The sequence below is a fragment of the Paenibacillus sp. XP01 genome (assembly GCF_057364885.1).
This window is the reverse complement of record NZ_CP139481.1, coordinates 2,190,081-2,209,854: the sequence shown is the minus strand read 5'-3', so window position 1 is coordinate 2,209,854 and position 19,774 is coordinate 2,190,081. Positions and strand designations below refer to the sequence as shown.

The 19,774-nt window shown below is 52.9% G+C and carries 15 protein-coding genes; all 15 read right to left on the bottom strand.

Translation table 11 applies throughout. The annotated features are described in order from the left end of the window. Positions 1 to 145 precede the first annotated feature (145 nt). Positions 146 to 607 carry a pyridoxamine 5'-phosphate oxidase family protein gene (locus tag SNR34_RS10265; RefSeq protein ID WP_486181824.1) on the bottom strand — a complete coding sequence of 154 codons (462 nt, stop codon included), beginning with the start codon at positions 605 to 607 and terminating at the stop codon, positions 146 to 148. Positions 608 to 688: 81 nt separating this feature from the next. Continuing rightward, positions 689 to 1,756 (bottom strand): FUSC family protein, encoded by a 1,068-nt coding sequence (locus SNR34_RS10260; RefSeq protein WP_236417947.1) that lies wholly within the window; start codon positions 1,754 to 1,756, stop codon positions 689 to 691. 230 nt (positions 1,757 to 1,986) lie between these two features. Further along, positions 1,987 to 2,709, bottom strand: coding sequence for an HD domain-containing protein (locus tag SNR34_RS10255; RefSeq protein ID WP_343259577.1), 723 nt, complete (start codon positions 2,707 to 2,709; stop codon positions 1,987 to 1,989). Continuing rightward, positions 2,709 to 4,151 (bottom strand): NAD-dependent malic enzyme, encoded by a 1,443-nt coding sequence (locus tag SNR34_RS10250; protein WP_236417951.1) that lies wholly within the window; start codon positions 4,149 to 4,151, stop codon positions 2,709 to 2,711. The genes SNR34_RS10255 and SNR34_RS10250 overlap by 1 nt, the downstream gene beginning before the upstream one ends. A 173-nt stretch (positions 4,152 to 4,324) precedes the next feature. Next, a complete protein-coding gene (locus tag SNR34_RS10245; RefSeq protein ID WP_486181823.1) occupies positions 4,325 to 6,397 on the bottom strand; it encodes a beta-galactosidase in 2,073 nt (690 codons plus the stop codon). Positions 6,398 to 6,439: 42 nt separating this feature from the next. Next, complete coding sequence (locus SNR34_RS10240; RefSeq protein WP_339277333.1) at positions 6,440 to 7,516, bottom strand: glycoside hydrolase family 53 protein; 1,077 nt, start codon at positions 7,514 to 7,516, stop codon at positions 6,440 to 6,442. A gap of 37 nt (positions 7,517 to 7,553) precedes the next feature. Then, entirely contained in the window at positions 7,554 to 8,432 is an 879-nt protein-coding gene (locus tag SNR34_RS10235; RefSeq protein ID WP_236417954.1) for a carbohydrate ABC transporter permease, read from the bottom strand. Between the two features lie 30 nt (positions 8,433 to 8,462). Next, positions 8,463 to 9,353: an ABC transporter permease gene (locus SNR34_RS10230; protein ID WP_486181822.1), complete on the bottom strand. Its 891-nt coding sequence runs from the start codon at positions 9,351 to 9,353 to the stop codon at positions 8,463 to 8,465. Positions 9,354 to 9,598: 245 nt separating this feature from the next. After that, positions 9,599 to 11,284 (bottom strand): extracellular solute-binding protein, encoded by a 1,686-nt coding sequence (locus SNR34_RS10225; RefSeq protein WP_236417958.1) that lies wholly within the window; start codon positions 11,282 to 11,284, stop codon positions 9,599 to 9,601. A gap of 125 nt (positions 11,285 to 11,409) precedes the next feature. Continuing rightward, positions 11,410 to 13,029, bottom strand: coding sequence for a response regulator (locus SNR34_RS10220; protein WP_486182436.1), 1,620 nt, complete (start codon positions 13,027 to 13,029; stop codon positions 11,410 to 11,412). 42 nt (positions 13,030 to 13,071) lie between these two features. Then, a complete protein-coding gene (locus SNR34_RS10215; protein ID WP_486181821.1) occupies positions 13,072 to 14,826 on the bottom strand; it encodes a sensor histidine kinase in 1,755 nt (584 codons plus the stop codon). Positions 14,827 to 15,193: 367 nt separating this feature from the next. Next, complete coding sequence (locus SNR34_RS10210; RefSeq protein ID WP_486181820.1) at positions 15,194 to 15,847, bottom strand: hypothetical protein; 654 nt, start codon at positions 15,845 to 15,847, stop codon at positions 15,194 to 15,196. Positions 15,848 to 16,109: 262 nt separating this feature from the next. Further along, entirely contained in the window at positions 16,110 to 17,654 is a 1,545-nt protein-coding gene (locus tag SNR34_RS10205) for an ABC transporter substrate-binding protein (RefSeq protein WP_486181819.1), read from the bottom strand. A gap of 176 nt (positions 17,655 to 17,830) precedes the next feature. Beyond that, positions 17,831 to 18,739: a carbohydrate ABC transporter permease gene (locus SNR34_RS10200; protein WP_236417970.1), complete on the bottom strand. Its 909-nt coding sequence runs from the start codon at positions 18,737 to 18,739 to the stop codon at positions 17,831 to 17,833. An 18-nt stretch (positions 18,740 to 18,757) separates the two neighbouring features. Continuing rightward, the gene (locus tag SNR34_RS10195) at positions 18,758 to 19,744 is read right to left on the bottom strand and encodes an ABC transporter permease (RefSeq protein ID WP_236417972.1); all 987 of its coding nucleotides are present in this window, start codon (positions 19,742 to 19,744) and stop codon (positions 18,758 to 18,760) included. Positions 19,745 to 19,774: the final 30 nt, after the last annotated feature.

The following is a 19,774-nucleotide window of genomic DNA, read 5'->3' as shown; positions in this document are numbered from 1 at the left end:
TCCCGTTGCAAGCGGAGACGTTATTTTTGCTTTCGTTCTCGTTGATGATCGCCACAAAGCCTCAACCTCCCGTTTCTGCTCCGACCACGCCTTCCTATTATAATCCGCATCGAATTGAAATATAGCCTGCTGCGTTTCCTGCATTCTACTGCCGAAGCTCTTCAACGGTTTCTTTCCAGCGCGAAACTCCTTCGTCCACGTTCTTTAATTCAAACGTGATACCGGACGTAATCTCCGCATAGGGAGCCTTATCCACTTTGACTTGCGTTATCTTTGCTTCGAATCGGTCTCGCGGATGGCGGGCATTCTTCAGCCGGGGAAGCGGCTCAACCTCAAGCTTTATATGTATCAATTCTCCGTTCAATACCAACACCAGGACCGCCTTTCCCGTATGATGCATGTTTTGGCTGGTCTGCGTGCCTGGCCATAAGGCCAATCTGATCCGGTCCGGGCCCAATGCCACGACTTCGCCGACGCTGACCATCGCCTGGTGTGCCCAGCCTTCCGGGGATACGGTCAGCAATTGCATTGCTTCGTGCTGTTTGCCTTCCAAATTCCGCCCGTTCAGCCACTCCGCCAATTCGCTGTTAAGTTCATGCATAATCATACTTCCCTCTCTTCGGTTGATTTGCAAAAACAACCTGGGCACCGCTGCTGGGCCAGGTTGTTTGTTCCTTGGTGCAATCCACTACGGCCATCTCAGCCAATTCAGCAAATGGTCATGAGACTCCTTGTCGTCGGCTGCACTGTGTACATGCTCCGCAAGCCGGTTGAGCCGTTCAAGCTGGTAGCCGTAATCGTAGATTGCAGCCGCAGCGATGGACAGTCTCAGCATGCCTTCCTGTTTCACGTCGAAACGGGAAATCGCCTGCTCCATGAAACGGTCGTTGTCCTCATTGAATTGGGCTGCTTCTTCATCGTTGGGCTTCAGCTTGTCCTCAAACTTAAGCAGCGCATGCTCGTGAAACTTGATGACGCGTTCCAAATGGTTATCGAAGAACTGGTCCATTTCCGGCGTGCGCTGTGCTTGAAAGTAATGGCGCTCGACCGAATCCAGGACGTCGTATCCCTTTTGCAGACTAAGCAGCATCTGTTTATAAACGACCATTTGGCGGGTTTCGCTGAATTTCGGTCGTTTCATCTTCTTCTGCTCTTCCTCGAACAGATTGTATTTGTCAGATAGCGACTTGATGGCTGCCCCTAATTCGTTCTTCTGATCGCGAAAAACCGCTTCCTTGATCTCATCGGAAATGGATGTCCGCAGGAGAAGAGACATGTTGTTGAATACGCTTTGGATCTGTTTCACAAACTGCACCTTGGGCTTGGGCGGAAAAACCATAATGTTAATCAAAAAAGCCGAAATGATGCCCACCAGTGTCAACAGGAACCGATTAAGCGCAAAGTGCCAGTCTCCCGAAGCCTCCATAATGGAAACGACGGTGACCAGCGTGAGCCCCACCGTTTCTCCCATGTTCAATTTCAAACAGATCATGATGACCAGCACGATGATCAGACCGACCGCGATCGGTTCATTGGATAACACCATGCCGCCAATCAGAGCAACGATGGCTCCGAGCGTCGTCGTTTGCAGCTGGTCCAGGAAGTATTTCCACGATCTGTAGATGGACGGCTGCATGGCAAAGATGGCCGCGATCGCGGCGGGAACCGGGGATTGCGGGTTCAGGAATAAGCTGCTCAGGTACAAGGCCAGCGTCACCGCGATACCCGTTTTGAGCACGCGCGCACCAAAAGACATCTAAGCCCCTCCTTTTCCAGGTTCCGGTTGTGTTCGTTGGATGATCATTATCATTATTACCCCATATTTCTTTTTTTGCCTGACAAGTTCAAGAGAAAGATTTATTTTATCATGGAAGGCACAGAGATGCCATTCCTGATCTTGCAACGCAAACAATCCCCGCCGCCTGCTCGTCGCAAGCACCGAGGATTGTCTCATGTCAGGCCATCTCCCCCGTTTTCCGGTGAGGACTAGGGAACGATGCCCTCCCATTCCTGCTTGAACCGTTCCACGAACTGAACCATGAAGTCATGGCGCTGCTGTGCCAGTTCTTTGCCGACCGCCGTATTCATTCGATCCTTCAGCTTGAACAGTTTTTCGTAAAAATGATTGATCGTGGTGCTGCGCCCGTTCCGATATTCCTCCCGCGTCATGCTCTCCCGCGGCGGCAGGGAAGGATCATACATTTCGCGGCCGCGGGCACCCGCAAATGCAAACGTGCGGGCAATGCCGATCGCGCCGAGAGCATCAAGCCGATCGGCGTCCTGGACGACCTGTGCTTCCAGCGAGCTGACCGGAACACGATCGCCCCCAGCGAAGGAAATCGTGCGGATGATGCTCAGCACCGCTTCCTTTACGCCCGGTTCGAGCGGCTGCAGGTCCAGCCAGGCATTCAGTTTCGCCATGCCTGCCTCCAGGCTCTCGTTCAACTTTTCGTCAGGCACGTCATGGAGCAGGGCGGCCAGCTCGCAAATGTACGGATCCGCTCCTTCGCGGTGCGCAAGTTCGACCGCAAGCGCCGTTACCCGCTCTACATGCGGCCAATCATGGCCGTCGGCATTGCCTGCTGTATCGCCTTGAACGAAGGTTCGAGCGGCTTGAAGCACGGCTTCCCTTGCCGATGTTTCGTCCTTCTCTCCATTCGCAGAGGACTCCAAGCCCGGGACCGGAAGGTTCCTGGATGCCTCGTCCATCATTCCCGCTCCTTGTCTTCGCGGGCCTGTTCACGCGGTACGCGCCGGGCCACGCCCGTGTTTACGGCCGCTTCCACGACCCGGCGGCGGATGGATTTCACCACTTTGTCGTTGAATACGCTTGGAATGATGTAGTAACGGTTCCGCTCTTCATCCGAAATGGATGAGGCGATCGCCTGGGCCGCGGCGAGCTTCATCTCTTCGTTGATTTCCGACGCACGGCAATCCAACACCGCCCGGAACATGCCCGGGAAGCAAAGCACGTTGTTGATCTGGTTCGGATAATCGGAGCGCCCCGTCGCCATAACCGCCACAATATCCTCGACCAGCGCAGGCATGACTTCCGGCACGGGATTGGCCATGGCAAACACGATCGGGTCTGCGGCCATCGTCTGCACGTCCTCCCGCGTCAGCAGGTTGCCTCGGGACAAACCGATAAACACGTCGGCTCCGCGAATCGCCTCTTGCAGAGACCCTGTCACCAGTTCGGGATTCGTCCTGGCGGCATAATCGTTCCAAACATCGCTTTCGTAAGTTTGCGTGCGCACCAGGGCTCCTTCGCGGTCCACGCCGATCAGCCTGGTCGCTCCCGCCGAGAGCAGGATATTGCTGCATGCCACGCCGGCCGCACCGATGCCGCATACGACGATTTTTACGTCCTCGATCGATTTGCCGACCAGCTTCAAGGCATTGATCAAACCTGCGTATAACACCACTGCTGTGCCATGCTGGTCATCGTGGAATACCGGAATGTCCAGCTCCTCGTTCAAACGGCGCTCGATTTCAAAACAGCGCGGCGAGGAGATATCCTCGAGATTAATGCCGCCGAACGCGGGTGATATCGCTTTCACAGTACGAATGATCTCTTCGGTATCCTGGGTATCCAGACAGATCGGGAACGCGTCCACTCCAGCAAACTGTTTGAACAGCATCGCTTTGCCTTCCATGACCGGCATGGCGGCCTTTGGCCCGATATTGCCCAGTCCCAGTACGGCGCTGCCGTCGGAAACTACGGCAACCGTATTTCTTTTGATGGTTAGCGAAAAAGCCTTGCCGGGCTCTTCGGAAATCGCGGTACATACACGCGCCACGTCAGGCGTATACACCCTCGACAGATCCTCGCGGTTATGAATCGGCGTTTTTGGCGTGACTTCAATCTTGCCGCCCAGATGCAGCAGGAACGTGCGATCCGATACGTTAATGATGGAGACGCCCTTGAGCTGGCGTACCCCTTCAAGGATTTTTTGGTTATCCTGAGCGTCCGTCACCGCAACCGTAAGATCGCGTACGGTGACATCCTGATTGGTCGAAATGACGTCAATGGCAATGATGTCGCCCCCAGCTTCCGAGATGGCCGAAGCCACTTCGCCAAACTTGATGTCCTTTGTTGTCATTTCCAGCCGAATAATCATGCTGTTGCCGTCCAGATTTCTCTGATTCATGTCTATTCCTCCCAGACCGAATGTCTTGAGTTATATTGCTACCCGTTTTCATTTCGATGCATAGCCGCCCTTTTCCTTTATCCTTCCCGAAAAAGTGGTCCATGTAACAGAGAACATGCAAAAAACCCTGCACATCCGGTGAAGGACATGCAGGGCTGCCGGGAGAAGCGTGCTTAGACACGCTCCGCCGCTCTGCGCAAAACGCAAATGTCGTATGGTTTCAATTCCAGATTGGATTCCACCGGTTCATCGGTCAACAAGTCGGTATAAGACAGGCTGCCCAACCCGACCTGTTTGCTGTCAGGCGTGTAATTCTGTACAAAGACGTAGTCTGCCGTGCCGTCGGTTCTCACATGGGCCGTTACTCCGGCCGGAAGCTCGGTATCCAATGCCTTCTCGATGTTCAGGTCACGGATGAGCCTGCCGTAGAAATCGTCATGGAACGGTTCCGTGAAACGGGCCGCGATGTAATACGCCTTGCCGGAGCCCAGACGGTTGACCGTCAATGCCGGTCTGCCCGCGTAGAAATCCGAGCGATATGTTCCGAGCGCCTCCGCACCTTCGAGGTGAATAAGGTCACACAATTCCACCGCATCGTACGATGCGTCCAGCCCCAGTTCGTTCCCTTCCAGCGGGGTAATCCCGTTCCGGTCGCGATCGTGCAAGCCGTCGATTTCCTCCGACCAGATGCCGAGCGTTTTGCGAAGCGGGCCCGGGAATCCACCCAGGAAGCAAAGATCGTTCTCGTTGACGATGCCGGACCAATACGTGGCCACGAACGTGCCTCCGTTCTCCACGAACCGTTCGATTCGCTCTCCTACGCCTTCCCGCATCAGGTACAGCATCGGCGCGATCAACAGCTTGTACTTGGACAGGTCGGCATTCATGTCGATCACGTCGACCGCCACGCCTTTTTTCCAAAACGCTTCATAGTGGCTCTGCACCGTTTCCTCGTACTTCACGCCAATGTTGCGCGGACCTTGGGAATCTTTGACGGCCCAACGATTCTCCCAATCAAAAATGATGGCAACTTCTGCCGGCACGGACGTTCCGACGATGGCATCCATGCCTTCCAGCACGGTGCCCACATCCGAGACATCCTTGAACACGCGGGTATGCTCATGCCCGGCATGATCCACGACCGCGCCATGCAGCTTCTCGCTTGAGCCGCGGCTTTTTCTCCACTGGAAGTACTGCACGCTGTCCGAACCGTGCGCTACCGCCTGCAAGGAGGATAGAAGATGCATGCCGGGGCGTTTCAGTTTGCTGACATCCTGCCAGTTGGTGGAACTCGGGGTGCTCTCCATGAGCAGGAATGGCTGCCCTCCCTTGATGGAACGCACGATATCATGCATCATGCCGATGCGCGCGGCCTGCTTGGCATCATCGTCGGCATCATGCCACGTCGGGTAGCTGTCCCAGGACAGGACATCAAGAATGTCGGCAAACTTCCAATAGTTAAGCCCTTCATAGAACTCCATCAGGTTGGTCGTTACCGGCAGATTCGGATTTTTCGCTTTGAGCGGCTTGGTCTCATGCACGATGAAATCGGCGGTTTGATCCGTCACGAAGCGGCGCCAATCCAGATTCATCGCATGCACTTGGGTTTCCCCATGCGGCGCAGGGGATTCGACCTGGCTCCAATCCGTGATCGTGTGGCTCCAAAATGTCGTCCACCAGGCGTGATTCAATTCGTCCAGCGTGCCGTATTTCTTTTGCACCCAGCCGCGGAATGCTTCCTGACAATGATCGCAGTGGCAGTCCCCGCCGTACTCGTTGGAAATATGCCATCCAATGACAGCCGGATGATCGGCATACCGCTCAGCCAGCCTGGTATTCATTTGGTTCACTTTTTCCCGATATACCGGGGAAGTATAACAGTGGTTATGCCGGAAACCGTGCAAATTGCGCACGCGGTTAGCCCCTACCCGCAGCACTTCGGGATATTTCGCCGACATCCAGGCCGGTCTCGCTCCGCTCGGCGTAGCCAAAAAGGCATAAATGCCTTCCGCTGCAAACGCATCCAAAATACGGTCCAGCCATTCAAACGTATAAACCCCTTCCTCCGGCTCAAGGGAAACCCATGAGAAGATACCGATGGACATGACGTTGCATTTGGCCAGCTTCATCAGACGGATGTCTTCTTCAAGCACCTCGGGATAACGAAGCCACTGCTCTGGATTATAATCGGCACCATGCAGCATATGCGGCACTTTGGAACTTGCGGGTGAATATTTATATGTCATGAGTACAACTCTCCTTTTCGCGTTTCTTGATGTTGCCCACGATTACGTCGCTGGCTGTTCGCGTACGGTCGATAACGCCGAGAACGATTCCAGCTTGCGTCCTTTGAAATCAAACATCGTCAGGTTGCCCCAATTGTTCGGATGTCCCACGGACCAATCCGGTTTGCTCGGAATCCAGGCGGGCTCCCAATAATAGAATCCGGCTCCCAGCCCGCCCGGCACGTCGCGGATGATTTGCAGGAAGTCCTGCAAGTATTTGCGCTGTCCTTCCACCGTTGCGGGATATCCTGGCAGCAGCATCTCTTCCTGATTGAAGATCCATTCGTGCCCTTCCGGCTGCTCCAGCGTCCAAGGATAAGCGGTTTCAACCACATTGATCGGTTTGCCGTAACGCGCGGCCAGGTCGTGCAGGTTATCGCGCAATGCCTCCAGCGTGCCGTGCCACCATGGATAGAACGAGAGGCCGATGACGTCGAATTCCACGCCAAGCTGCTCGAAACGGTCATAAAACTTCACGCTCTCGGCATTGTCTCCCCCGCGGTCGATATGAATCATGACCTGAATGTTCGCGTCCACCGACTTCACTGCCGCGATGCCGTACTTCACAAGACCGGCAAACCGCTCCCATTGCTCATCGGTATCGTTCTCTTCTCCGCCAACACGGCCTTCGTTCCAGAGCATGCCGGGCGTGATCTCGTTGCCGACCTGCACCATGTCCGGCAGGGCGCCATTATCCTTCAGCGTGTTCAGCACATCGGCCGTGTACGTGCATACTGCCCGCTGCAGCTCCTCATAGGACAAGCTTTCCCATGCCTTCGGCTTCCATTGGTTGGCCGGGTCCGCCCAGCGATCCGAATAGTGGAAATCCAGCAGGAAATGCAGGCCGTGCGCCTTGATGCGCTTTGCGATCTCCACCGTGCGTTCCAGGTTGCAATAACCGCCGACAGGATCATTCCAGATCCGCAAACGGATTGCATTGGCGTCATTCAATTTCAGGATGGACAGCAGATCCTGTTCTTTGCCGTCCACGTCGCTGTAACTGCCGCCGTGCTGTTCGATTTCGTCCATGAAAGACACGTCCATGCCAAGAATGAACGGCTGTTCCTTGTGGTTACTCACTTCATCAACCTCCATCGCATTTTCGGAAATACCGGGCTCAGCCTTTCACTGAGCCCAGGGTCATGCCTTTAACAAAGAAACGCTGCAGGAACGGATACACGATCAGGATCGGCGCGCTTCCGATGAAAATTTGCGCTGCGCGCACGGTCGTTTGCGAGATCGCATCCATCTCCTTCGGATCCATGCTCATCGTGCTCATGTCCCGTCCGATGATCACCGTCTGCAGGAAGGTCGCGAGCGGATAATCTTTGGCGTTGTTCAGGTAGAGCAATCCGTCGAACCAGGAATTCCAGTGGAATACCATGCTGAACAGCGCAATCGTCGCAATGGACGGCATGGAGATTGGCAGGAAGATGCTGAACAGCGTCCGGAAATGATTCGCGCCATCGATCAGTGCCGCTTCTTCCAGCTCTTTCGGGATGCCCCGGAAAAAGTTCAGCATCAGGATGACGAGGAACGTGTTAACGGCGCCGGGAAGTACCAGAACCCAGAAGGAGTTCATCAGGCCGATCTTCTGGATGACCATGTAGAACGGTACCAGTCCTCCATTGAAAATCATACTGAAAACAAACAGCCATGAATAGATCGTTCTTCCTTTAAATTCACTATTTTCCTTCGACAGGGGATAAGCTGCCAAAAAGGTAATGAGGAGCGTGATCCCCGTGCCTACCACCGTGCGGAGCAGCGAAATCCAGAGCGAGTTGAGGAAAATCGGATTGTTCATCGTTTTTTTGTACGCTTCCAGCGAGAATCCGACCGGCCAGAGGCTTACCAGGTTCGCATCCGCTGCCGCCTTCGTGCTGAACGATACGGCCAGCACGTGGATGAGCGGAATGATGCACATGATGGCGAGCAGGATCAGGAAGCAAGTATTGACTATGCTGAACACGCGGTACGGCGTTGATTTATGATACATCGTAGTCCCTTCTTTCTCTGTTCGATTCGATTAGAATATGCGGTATCCGGCGTATTTTTTGGCCAAGCCGTAGGATACGAGGATCAGGATCATGCTGATGACCGATTTGAACAATCCGATCGCGGTCGCAAAGCCCATCTCGCCGTTCACCATCGCGGAGCGGTACACGAACGTATCGATGATGTCGCCTGTTTGGTAGACCAGCGGGTTGTACAGGTTGAAGATTTGGTCGAAGCCTGCGTTAAGCACGTTTCCGAGCGCCAGCGTTCCCACGACCATCAGCATCGGCACGAGCGAAGGAACCGTAATATGGAGCGTTTGTTTCCAGCGTCCCGCCCCGTCGATTTCAGCCGCTTCGTACAAGGCCGGATTGATGCCTGCGAGTGCTGCCAGAAACACGATCGTGTTGTACCCGAATTCTTTCCATACGTCGGTCAGGATGACCGTAAACCGGAACCAATTATTATCGCCGAGGAAAAAGTAAGGACCCAATCCAAATGTGCCGAGCACCCGATTCACTAAGCCCTCGTTGGACAGGAGGTCGATCAGGATGCCGCCCAGGATGACCCATGACAGAAAATGGGGCAAATACACCAACGTCTGGATGGACCGCTGTATGGCGGTCTTGCGCACCTCGTTCAGCAGAATGGCGAACACAAACGGTACCGCCAGGTTAAAGATCAGTTTCAGCACCGCGATAATCAGCGTATTCCAGATGACCTGAAGGCTATCCTCGCGTTCGAATAAAAAGCGGAAATTGTCGAGTCCTACCCACTCTGACCCGCCGATGCCCAACCAAGGTTTGTAATTTTGGAAAGCCATCACGATGCCGCCCATCGGCACATAACTGAAAATGATCAGAAAGATGACGGCCGGCAGCAGCATTACGTGAAATGGCCAAGTTCGTTTCAATGTTCTCATGAGTGCTCCCCCTGTAGTTCTTCCTACCCAAGCTGTTTCCGGGTGGCTTATAGTGCGATTATATCAACCTGTCCGGACGCTCAAACAGCACATAAAAGCAATATAAATGGCACAAAAGCAACCACTTTCGGGCATCGGCACAAAAAGGGGAAAAACCCGCCTTTATCCGCGTTCCAAGTCGTTTCCGCCCTCGGAAGCATGCGCAAAAAAAGCGCGCGGAAGCCGAGTTCCGCGCGCTGCAAAGCTTATTTTTTCACGCTAGCATACCAATCGTTGACCTCTTGGGTAATCTGGTCGCCGCCGCCCGATTTCCACGTTTGCACGAACGTGTCGAACGCATCGGCCGGACTTTTTCCATAGATGATTTCGTTGAATGCCTGATTCTCGATTTTGTTCAGGTAATCCAGTTTCGACTTCATCGTTTGGGTCGTAGGACCGGTAAACATGTTTTTGTACGAAATATCTTCTTGGGAAAGCAGCACTTTGGCTGCCGCAGGCGTTTCGCTGCCGTAGTTGACGGCAACGTCCTTCTCCAGCTTCGTTTCCGGCTCTTTGCCGTCCGCAAGGTTAAGCAGTGCTTTCATCTGTGCATCGGGAATGCGTGCGCCGTCGCGAACGAGAAGATAGCGAACGACATTGACATAACCGCCGTCGATTTCTTCGATCGGCAGTTGTTTGCCGTTGGCGTCCAGCTGATAATCATACCCTTCGAACAAGCCGTTATCGTAAGGGCTGCCCGGTTCAGGATTGGCGTAGTTGTCGAACAGGTAATTCTCATAGGTAAAGAACGCTTCCGGATGCTCCATGTCTTTTTTGATCAGGATGACGCCATTGACGAACGGCGTGCCATGACGCATCGCTTTGCCATCCGGCCCCGTCGGAATCTGAATCGGTTTCCATACCGCTCCTGGAGCGTTTTTAACTGTGTCTTTCAATGGCCATCCGCTCATCCAGTACGGACCTGGAATAATCCCCGCCGTGCCGGCAACCGCAGGCTCTGCGGTTTTATTTTCGTCCCACAGCGCCGCTTCCTGAGGAATGTAGCCTTTTTTCAGCCATTCGCTCAGTTTGACCAAACCTTCTTTCATGCCCGGGTGGATGGACCCGTATTCGAGCTTGCCGTCTGCGCTTTCATTCCACTGGAACGGCAGCGTGCCGTATGCACCGAAGATCCAGGAAGGATCCCCCATCCAGGTGTTCATGGATGTTTTGAATCCGATGCTGAGCGGCGTCACTTTATCCGGTGCAAGGCCGTCCGGATTTTTGTTTTTAAACGCTTCCATAACAGTCTCTAATTCGTCAATCGTTTTTGGAGCTTCCATGTTCAACTTGTCGAGCCAGTCCTGGCGAATCCAGAGCAGGTAGTCGTTGTTGTACGCATAATCGAGGACCGGGATCCCCATGCGTTTGCCGTCGCGCATGTATTGGTTCCATACGTTGGGATCCTGTTCCATCGCTTTTTTCCATGTATCGGATGCGTATTTGTCGAACAACGGACCCACTTCTTGATACATGCCGGAATCGATCAAATCCTGGGCAAGCAGGTTATCCCCGACGGTAACGACATCCGGCATCTCTTGGCCGGAGGACATCGCGAGCCGCAGCTTGGTTGCAAACGCACCGTTGGTGTCGGTCACGGACCACAGCGAATTGATGTTGATCCCGAATTTTTCCTTGGCCCATTTGGTAGCTACGCTATTTTCAATGGATTCCCCGTTTTTGAATTTCAGCTCCGGATCGATCCCCCATACCGTGGAAATGGTCACTTCCGGATCATATTTTTCTTTGTATTCATTTTGGGTGGCAGACGAGCTTGAGCTTGCGCTATCACTGCTGCCATTGCCCCCTCCGCATCCGGCCAGAACGACGGCCAGACAGGTTGTTGTGGCGAGAAGCGACAGCCATCTCTTTTTCGTAGAATTCGCTCTCATTGTTGTTCCCCCTTCGATCATTTTGGTTACCCTTTCATTATAGGTGTGCCAAGGCTTTCAGCCTATGTCACGAAAACAAGATTTCTGCACCTTATGCAACCTATATGACGAATGAAAGATGGCATTTATGCCTGGTCCCTGAATTCGTTTGGGGTCATACCGTAATGTTTTTTGAACATTTTGCTGAAATATTGGGGATTTTGATACCCCAGCTCGCTGGTGATCTCGTATATTTTTTTGTTCGTGTGTTTGAGCAAATACAGCGCGCGCTCCATTCGCATCCGGATCATGTAGTCGCCCAAGCCTTCGCCGGTCTCCGCCTTGTAGATTTTGGACAGATAGACGGGATGCAAATAGACCTTGTCGGCGATCATCTTGACGGACAGCTCTTGTCCCGCATCCCTTGCCACCAATTCCTGCACTTGTTTGATCACATGCCTGCGGCTCTGCGTGCCATCCTGGTCGGACAGTTCCTCCTGCAGCTTGGCCAGCATTTCCATCGCCCAGCGGCGCAATCGCTCCGGCGATTGGATCAGTTGATGCGCAAGCAGAAGATCAAAGCCCGCATGATCGATTTCATGCACCAAATGGCCTTGTTTATGCGCAATGTACATAAAAGCGTTCGTGACCGACAAATACATCTCGTAAACGTGCTCCCTTGCGAGCCGAACCCGTTCAGCGGCATCAAAAACCGCGTTCAGTTTGCGGGCGGCCTCATCCCATTGCTTCGTTTCCAACAATTGGGGCAGCATCGGCGGTTTGTACAATTCCTCCAACACTTGCGCCGCATCGTTCTCCGGCCGCTTGTCCATGTCTTTTTCCAGCAAAACGATGGCATCCTGATCCGGGCCGGACAGTACCAATGAACCTAGGCTTTTGCGGTAAACGACCGGCAATTCGCCGAATGGAAAAGGCGAGGTGGCGACAAGGAACAGATCTCCCTGCAAATAACGGATGACATGTTCGCGGAACTTTGCGGCCCATGTCTTTAATTCGGACGCTTCCAACGGTCCTTCCGTTCCTTCCGGGTCCTGTATCAGCATGACGAGGCAGTCGTGCGGTCCCCGTGCGAACCATACGTTGAATTGCTGCCCGAACACTTCCTCGGCGATATTGCCGACGGCAAAATCCATCAGGTCGAGCGATTGCTGATCCATGGCCGCGAACCGTCCCGTCAGACGGATCAGCATCATGACCGACGGCTTGTCCGGCTGGAGCGGAATTTCGTATTCGGACAACTGTTCGCCAAGCGCCTTGGTTGTCATTTCGCGCCCCAACAGCAGATCGTGCATCAAATTTTCCCGCAAAATTTTGTAGTCCGACTTGCGGCTGTAGAGCAGTCTGTGGTATTTGTCGAATTCATCCCATTCCCCGCGCAGCGCCGTAATGGCAGCCGTAACGGAAGACATGAACTCGTCGTCGTTCACCGGCTTGAGGATGTAGTCGGCAGCCTGCAGCTGAATGGCCCTCTTTGCATATTCGAAATCACTATGTCCTGTAAGCAAAATGCAGCGAATGTGCGGCCAGCGGCTGCCGATCTCGGCGATCAGTTCCAACCCCGTCATGCCAGGCATGCGGATGTCGGTGACCACGACGTCCACTGCGTTTTCCTCCAGAATCCGCAGCGCTTCGTTTCCCGAAGCCGCGCGCAGCACGGTCGTTACGCCAAGCTCTCCCCACGGAATGGTCATTTCCAGACTTTCCGTCACATACGTTTCATCATCCACCAGCAAAATGTCGATCACCTTCGTCACTCCCTGTCTGTATCGTCATGTTTGATTTCATCGTTACTCGTCTAACTCCGCTTGTCCATGCTGCTTCTCCATTTCGTCGAATAACTCGCCATCGGAAGCAGGCCAGAATAAGGTCACTTTCAGTCCGCCAAGCGGCGATTCCGCAATGCTCATGCCAGCCCGGTCGCCGTACTTGAGCTGCAGGCGCTGGTTCACGTTCCAAAGACCGCAGCCCATCTCCTGATCCATTGCGCCCGTCAGTTTATGCTGCAGCTCTGCGCGAGCAAGCTCATCCATGCCCTGCCCGTCATCCTCCACGGCCAACACCATCAGTCCGTTCCGGATCTCGCCGGAAACCCGGATTTGGCCGGCTTCGGCGTCCGTTTCGATGCCGTGAATCACCGCGTTCTCGACGAGCGGCTGCACGATCAGCGGGGGCACGTCCTGCCCGAGCAAACGATCCGGCAATTCTACCGTATAGCGGATTCGCTCCATGCGCATTTGTTGAATTTCCAGATAACACGTCACAAATTCGATCTCTTCCCTGAGAGGGACCAGATCGCGTTCCTGCCGGGTCGTATACCGATAATATCTCGACAGGTTGTGGGACATAGCCACGACGGCATCCACGCGCTTCAGCTTCGCCATGCTAGTGATGAACGAGAAGCAATTATAAAAAAAGTGCGGATTGATCTGCGATTGCAGCTGTTTCAAGCGCGCTTCCCGCACATGGATCTGCTCGAGATAGACATGCTCGAACAGCTGCTGTATTTTTTCCACCATGGAATTGAACCGTTCGGACAGAAAGCTGAACTCGTTTTTGCCCTTGGGTTTGATCCGTACGGAATAATCCTCCTGCTTCAGTCGCTGGAAACCGCGGATCAGCTGTTTGACCGGCATCTGTACCTGTACGTACAGCAAATAGGCGACGAGGGCGCCGGTGATCAACAAAAAGATCATCGAGCCATAGAACAGCGTGTTCGATTGATGGATCGGTTTTAAAATATCGGACAGCGGCATGTAATCTACCAGATAAAATCCGGTCGTTCGGGATTTCACCGTATTTACCATATAGGGCTCGCCATCGATGACGACGGTCCGGCTGTCCACGTTTTTGAGCTTGTCGAAAGATAGCTCCCGGATCAGTTCACCCGTCAACTCGCGATCCGACGTCCGGTTATATACGACGCCCATGTCTTCGCGATAATAAAAGGGATCGTGGCGTCCATCTCCTTTGAACTTGTCCAGCATATCCCGGATATTGTCGCTGTTGAACTCAAGCTTGATCAGCGTTTCGGCATTTTGAGCCGGGTCGTTGATCCAATACGGCGAAGACGTAATCCAACTGAACACAAATTTGGTGTCTTCGCCCTCCTCGACTTTTCGCACGTTCCAACCTGTCGCAATGTTGCCCTGAAGCGATTTCGGATCATAGGAACGGGCATCCCGTTCCGACACCACCCTGCCCAGTGAAGGGGAGTATAGATACAGTTTGGTCGTCCAGTTGGACGAGCTCTCTTGGATGCTGAGCTTTTTTTGAATGCGTTTGACCAAATTGATCATGTCCAGGTCAAAGTATTCACTGTCGACGTAAATCCGGCGAAAGCTCGAGATATCCGGATCGTGAATCAGCAGGTTGGGCCACGAGGACAGCAGCTCGAAATGCGTATTGACCTGATTTTGAAAAAATTCGAGCTGGGTACTGTTGGAACGGTTCAATTCGGCGCGAAGCACGGCAGTCGTTTTATGGTTGGAATACCCATATAGCAGCACGACCGGAATCAGCATGATCAAGATCAGTATCATCATTTTGGAAAACAAGTTCGTCCGGTACGACATTTTTCTCATCTCACCTTAGCTTAATTTGTCAGTGTATTCTATTTTAGCGATGCCAAAGCCAATTACAATTCCTTTTTTCGGCCTTCTTGAAGGACCCATGCCCTTTATTCCTTTCCATGGCAGCGGTCTCTATATAGGGTAAGCGTTGTCAATAAGCGGTTAAAGGCGACAAAACCAATATTTCTGCACTTAATACAACTTCCGGTCGTACGAAAAAAAGAGCCGGCCGCAGCCAGCTCTTCTCAAGAGAACCAGAGTAATAAACATCATTTCTAGGTTTGTTTCTTCTATGTATAGAACCAATAAATCCATTGCTGTTTTTAGAAATACACTTTAATCAAGGTTCTTCCAATACAATATCTTTTCCGTCGGCCGTGACGTCGAACACGATATCCGTCAGCCGCCCACCCACTTGAAAAGGCGCCTTGGCTTGCCCCTTGAACACTAATCTGCCGCTAAATGCGGCATGTGCCTTTAGATCCAGATGCACCGGGCTAAGCTCCACCGAGTTTAACGTATTAAACAACGGGTCATCCTGATTTCCATACGTACGAGCCAGATCCGGCTTGAGCGCCACGCTTACATCATGTCTGCCATAGTTTTTAAGCGTAATCGTGCACGCCGCTCCGGTCACGCCGCTCTCTTGAACGTTGTAGATGCAGGAACTCTCGTCCCGAACGAAATACACACCATCCATGCCGGTTGCGCCCCATTTGGTCAAATACATCATTTTGTCGCTGACGTAGGGGTAGCTAACAATAACAAGAAGGACGACCAGCCATAATTTCTTTGCCAAACGAGGGTAGGCCTGCATCAACTCTCTGCGCACAACATAATATCCGCACCATATCAGCCCTATGCCGACAAAAAACGTAACGTGCACGCCGCTGATATAGGACTTGGTATACGGGGACACCCCTAAATGCGACAATATCGTATCCCCCACGGAATAACCCAGATGATGCTTGAACGTAAACATAATCGCAAACATCAACAATATTGCGGAACAGACCAGCCTTGCCCTCGACACCGGAACACCCCCTAATGATCCGCCCTATTATATCATATTTTTCCTGTAAATGATTTATAATCCAACTGAATTCAGCAAAAAAAGAGAAAAGCCTTGCACAAGAAACAAGCCACGCATGCAGGGAAGCCGGTCCTGCACACAAAGACGCCCCGACAACATGTCGGGACGCCTTGGCTGGCCGAATTTATGGCTAACGCTGAAATTGCTGCCTGTAATTCACGGTCTATTTTTTGGAAAGGAATGCATCCAGCTGTTCCTGTTTGGCAGCAATGATTTTGTCGATGCCTGCCGCTTTCAGCTTTTCCAAATATTTCGGGATCATCTCGTCCGGATCGACTGCGCCGGATGTCATGCCCGGTTTGAACTGTTTGTTCACGTTGTTGACCGCCGCGATTTCGTTTTTGACCGATTGGCTGTTAAACGTGAATCCAAGCGCAGGCGATTTGACGCCTTTGGCATTGAATTCCTTGAATTTCTCCCATTTCTGCGGGTCCTCGTTATCCCACAGGTAGTTCAGGAATTGATTCCCGAGCTGCCATTGGGCACCTGGATTATAGGTACGGCTGTTGGCATCCACGCCTGGAGGCAGGGTGATGATGTTGTCTTCGCCTTCTTTTTTCACGTAATGTTTGCCCTCGATGCCGAAGTTCAGCAAGTTGTTGATTTCTTTGTCGGAGTGCAGCAGGTTGATGACCTGCATCGCTTTTTCAGGCTGTTCGGACGAACGGGAAATCGCCAGCATCGCGCCGGATGCATCGCCTGTCGTAATGGTCGGCTGCGTCATTTCGATCTGAGTCAGGGGATATCCGACGTATCCTTCCTCTTCCTTGTCCTTGCCGGGCTTCATGCCGTCCGTCCACATGAATGCTTTGCCGGCTTTGGCCTGGTCTTTCGGGAATACGTTGGACGTCGCCGCATCGCTGTTGATGTACCCTGCCTGATACCATTTGCGGGCGAGCGCCGCGGCTTCCTTGAATTCAGGCGTTTCCACTTCGTTCAGCACGGTCGTCGTTCCGGCCGTTTTGGAGATGACTCCAGGCACGGAAGCATCGCCGAGATAATCCCAGTCCAGATTCTCCAGCAACCCGTTGCCGTTGGTGTTGGACATGTAGAACGGCGTGACGCCAGGTTCATTGTCCTTGATCGTTTTGAGCAGCGGTTCGAGGTCTGCCCATGTTTTCACCGCCGAAAGGTCCATGTTGTACTTGTCGGCGAGATCTTTGCGCACAAGCACTCCGCGGGTCGCCGCCAGCTCCTTGTTGGTCGGAACGCCGTAATTCACGCCATCCACCTGGGAACCTTCCAGGAAGGCCGGGTCCAGGTTTTTCTTGATGTCCTGGCCGTATTGATCGAGCAGATCATTCAAAGGCAGGAATGCTCCCTTGGCCACGTTTACGGTGTAGTTCTGCCACGCCGCGGTGAAGATGATGTCCGACTTTTCGCCGGAAGAAATCATCAGATTAAGCTTGTTGTCCCATTGTCCCCAATCGATCGCATTGATTTTGAGCGTCGCGCCGATTTTGGGCTCCATTTTTTTGTTGATTTCCGCTTCCACCAACGCCACGTCCTTCTGCGGCGTTCCCGGGTAATAAAGCGTTACCTCATACGAAGGCGTGCTTGCGCTTTCGCCCCCTCCGCCGCCTTCCGCTGCCGGAGTCGTTCCTCCCTTGTCGGACGAGCAGCCCGCCAGCACCAGGCTGAGCGCCATGATTGCCGCCGCAATTCGCGGCCATACCTTGATCGATTTCAACACATGAACCCCTCCCATGAATTTGTGAAGAACCCTGCCCGCAGCATTTCCCCAATTCCGCTTGATGCGCACAGGGTTCATTCGCCAAGCATAGCCGTTAAGTCGGCAGGACTGTATGCACAGTCGGTTTGTATATGCCCTTTCATTGTCCATCCAGGCCTGAGTCCATTTTCCCCTCCGTTAACCGGGCGGAGTTAGCCTTTCACAGCTCCTACGGTAAGTCCTTTGATGAAATAGCGCTGAAAGAACGGATACGCGAGCACGATCGGGCCGATCCCGACGACCGCCATCGCCATCTGCAGCGTTTTGTTCGGCAGATTCAGCAATCCGCCTTGCGAAGAGATCTGTGAAGACACGTTGGAATTGGACGTCAAATATTGAATATCGAGCAGCGTCCGGTACATGAGGTACTGAAGGCTGATCGTCCGGTTATCGGAAATGAAAATCATGCTGAGGTACCAGTCGTTCCAGTAGTTCAATGTGCTGAACAGGGCGACCGTTGCCAGAACGGGCAGCGAGAGCGGAAGCACGATTTTCGCGAACGTCCGGATCTCTCCAGCGCCGTCGATCCGTGCCGATTCCAGGATGGACGTCGGAATGGAATTCGCGAAAAAAGTGCGCATGACAAGCACGAAGAACGGTGACATCAGCAGCGGCAAAATGAGTGCGAGAATCGAATTTTTCAGGTCCAGCACGTTCACATAGACGAGATACCAGGGAACGAGACCGCCGTTGAACAGCATGGTGAAGAAAATGAAGAACGCGAACCAGCCGCGGTACGGCAAATCCCTCCGGGATAGCGGATAGGCATACAGTGCTGTCAATGCCACGCTGGTGACGGTGCCTATGACCGTGACGATAATGGAAATTCCATAAGAGTGGATAATCTGATCCATATCCTTGAACAAGTATTCATAAGCCTGCAGGCTGAACTTCTCGGGAATGAGCTTGTAGCCGTTCGCCACAATCGTCGTTTCGTCCGAAAAGGAGATCGCAAAGACAAGCAGGATCGGCACGATGCAGGCGATGGCGTAAAAAAGGAACATGGCGTGAATGACCGCGGCCGAACGCCGCGATATGGCTAGCGGATCACGTGTTTTCACAGGCTGATGTGCCTCCTCTCAAAATAGTGCGTTATCTTTATCGATTTTTCGGACGATGGAATTCGATATAAGCACCAGCACGAAACCGACGATCGCCTGATACAATCCGGCTGCGGAGGACATTCCGATGTCCCCTCCGATCAGGAATGTGCGGTACACATAGGTATCCAATACGTTGGTGACCGGGAACAATGCGCCCGACTCGAGCGGAACCTGATAGAACAGACTGAAATCCGCGTAGAAAATGCGGCCGATCTGCAGCAGGGTCATAATGATGATGAGCGGCACGAGAAACGGAATCGTAATCGAACGAATTTGCTGCCATTTGTTCGCACCGTCCAGCACGGCCGCTTCGTAATACTCTTCATCGATGCCGACGACCGCTGCCAGGTAAATCACCGCGTAGTACCCGATGTTTTTCCACGTGTTCACCAGCGGCAAAATGTAGGGCCAATACTTCGTCTCCGAATACCAATCTACAGGCTCCCCGCCGAACAGGGGCAGAATGGTCGAGTTCATAAACCCGGAATCCTTTCCGAGAAAGGCTAGCACCAGGTAACTGACCACGATCATCGATAAAAAGTAGGGCAGCAGCATCAGCGATTGATACAGTTTCGACATGCCCTTGTTCTTTACTTCGTTCAGCAGTATGGCCAAGCCTACGCCGACAACCAGATTAAGCAATATAAAAACCGTGTTATAAGCAAGCGTATTGCGGGTAATTTCCCAAGCATCGCTGGTGGAGAACAAATATTTGAAATTGTCCCAGCCGCTCCACGGGCTGCCCCATATGCCGTCGGCATAATTTACGTTTTTGAAGGCGATCAGCACGCCGAACATCGGCATATAGTTGTTGACCAGCAGAAACAGGACACCTGGCAAAAACATCAGGTACAGCACTTTGTATTTTCCGAGGTTGTACCAAACAGACTTTCGTTTCCGAGTAGTCCTCTCGGGGACTTCCGAAATTCCGGCTCGTTTGCCCGCCCGGGGTTGTGTCATCATGGCTTCGTCTCCCTCACTCCTCTTGAATTC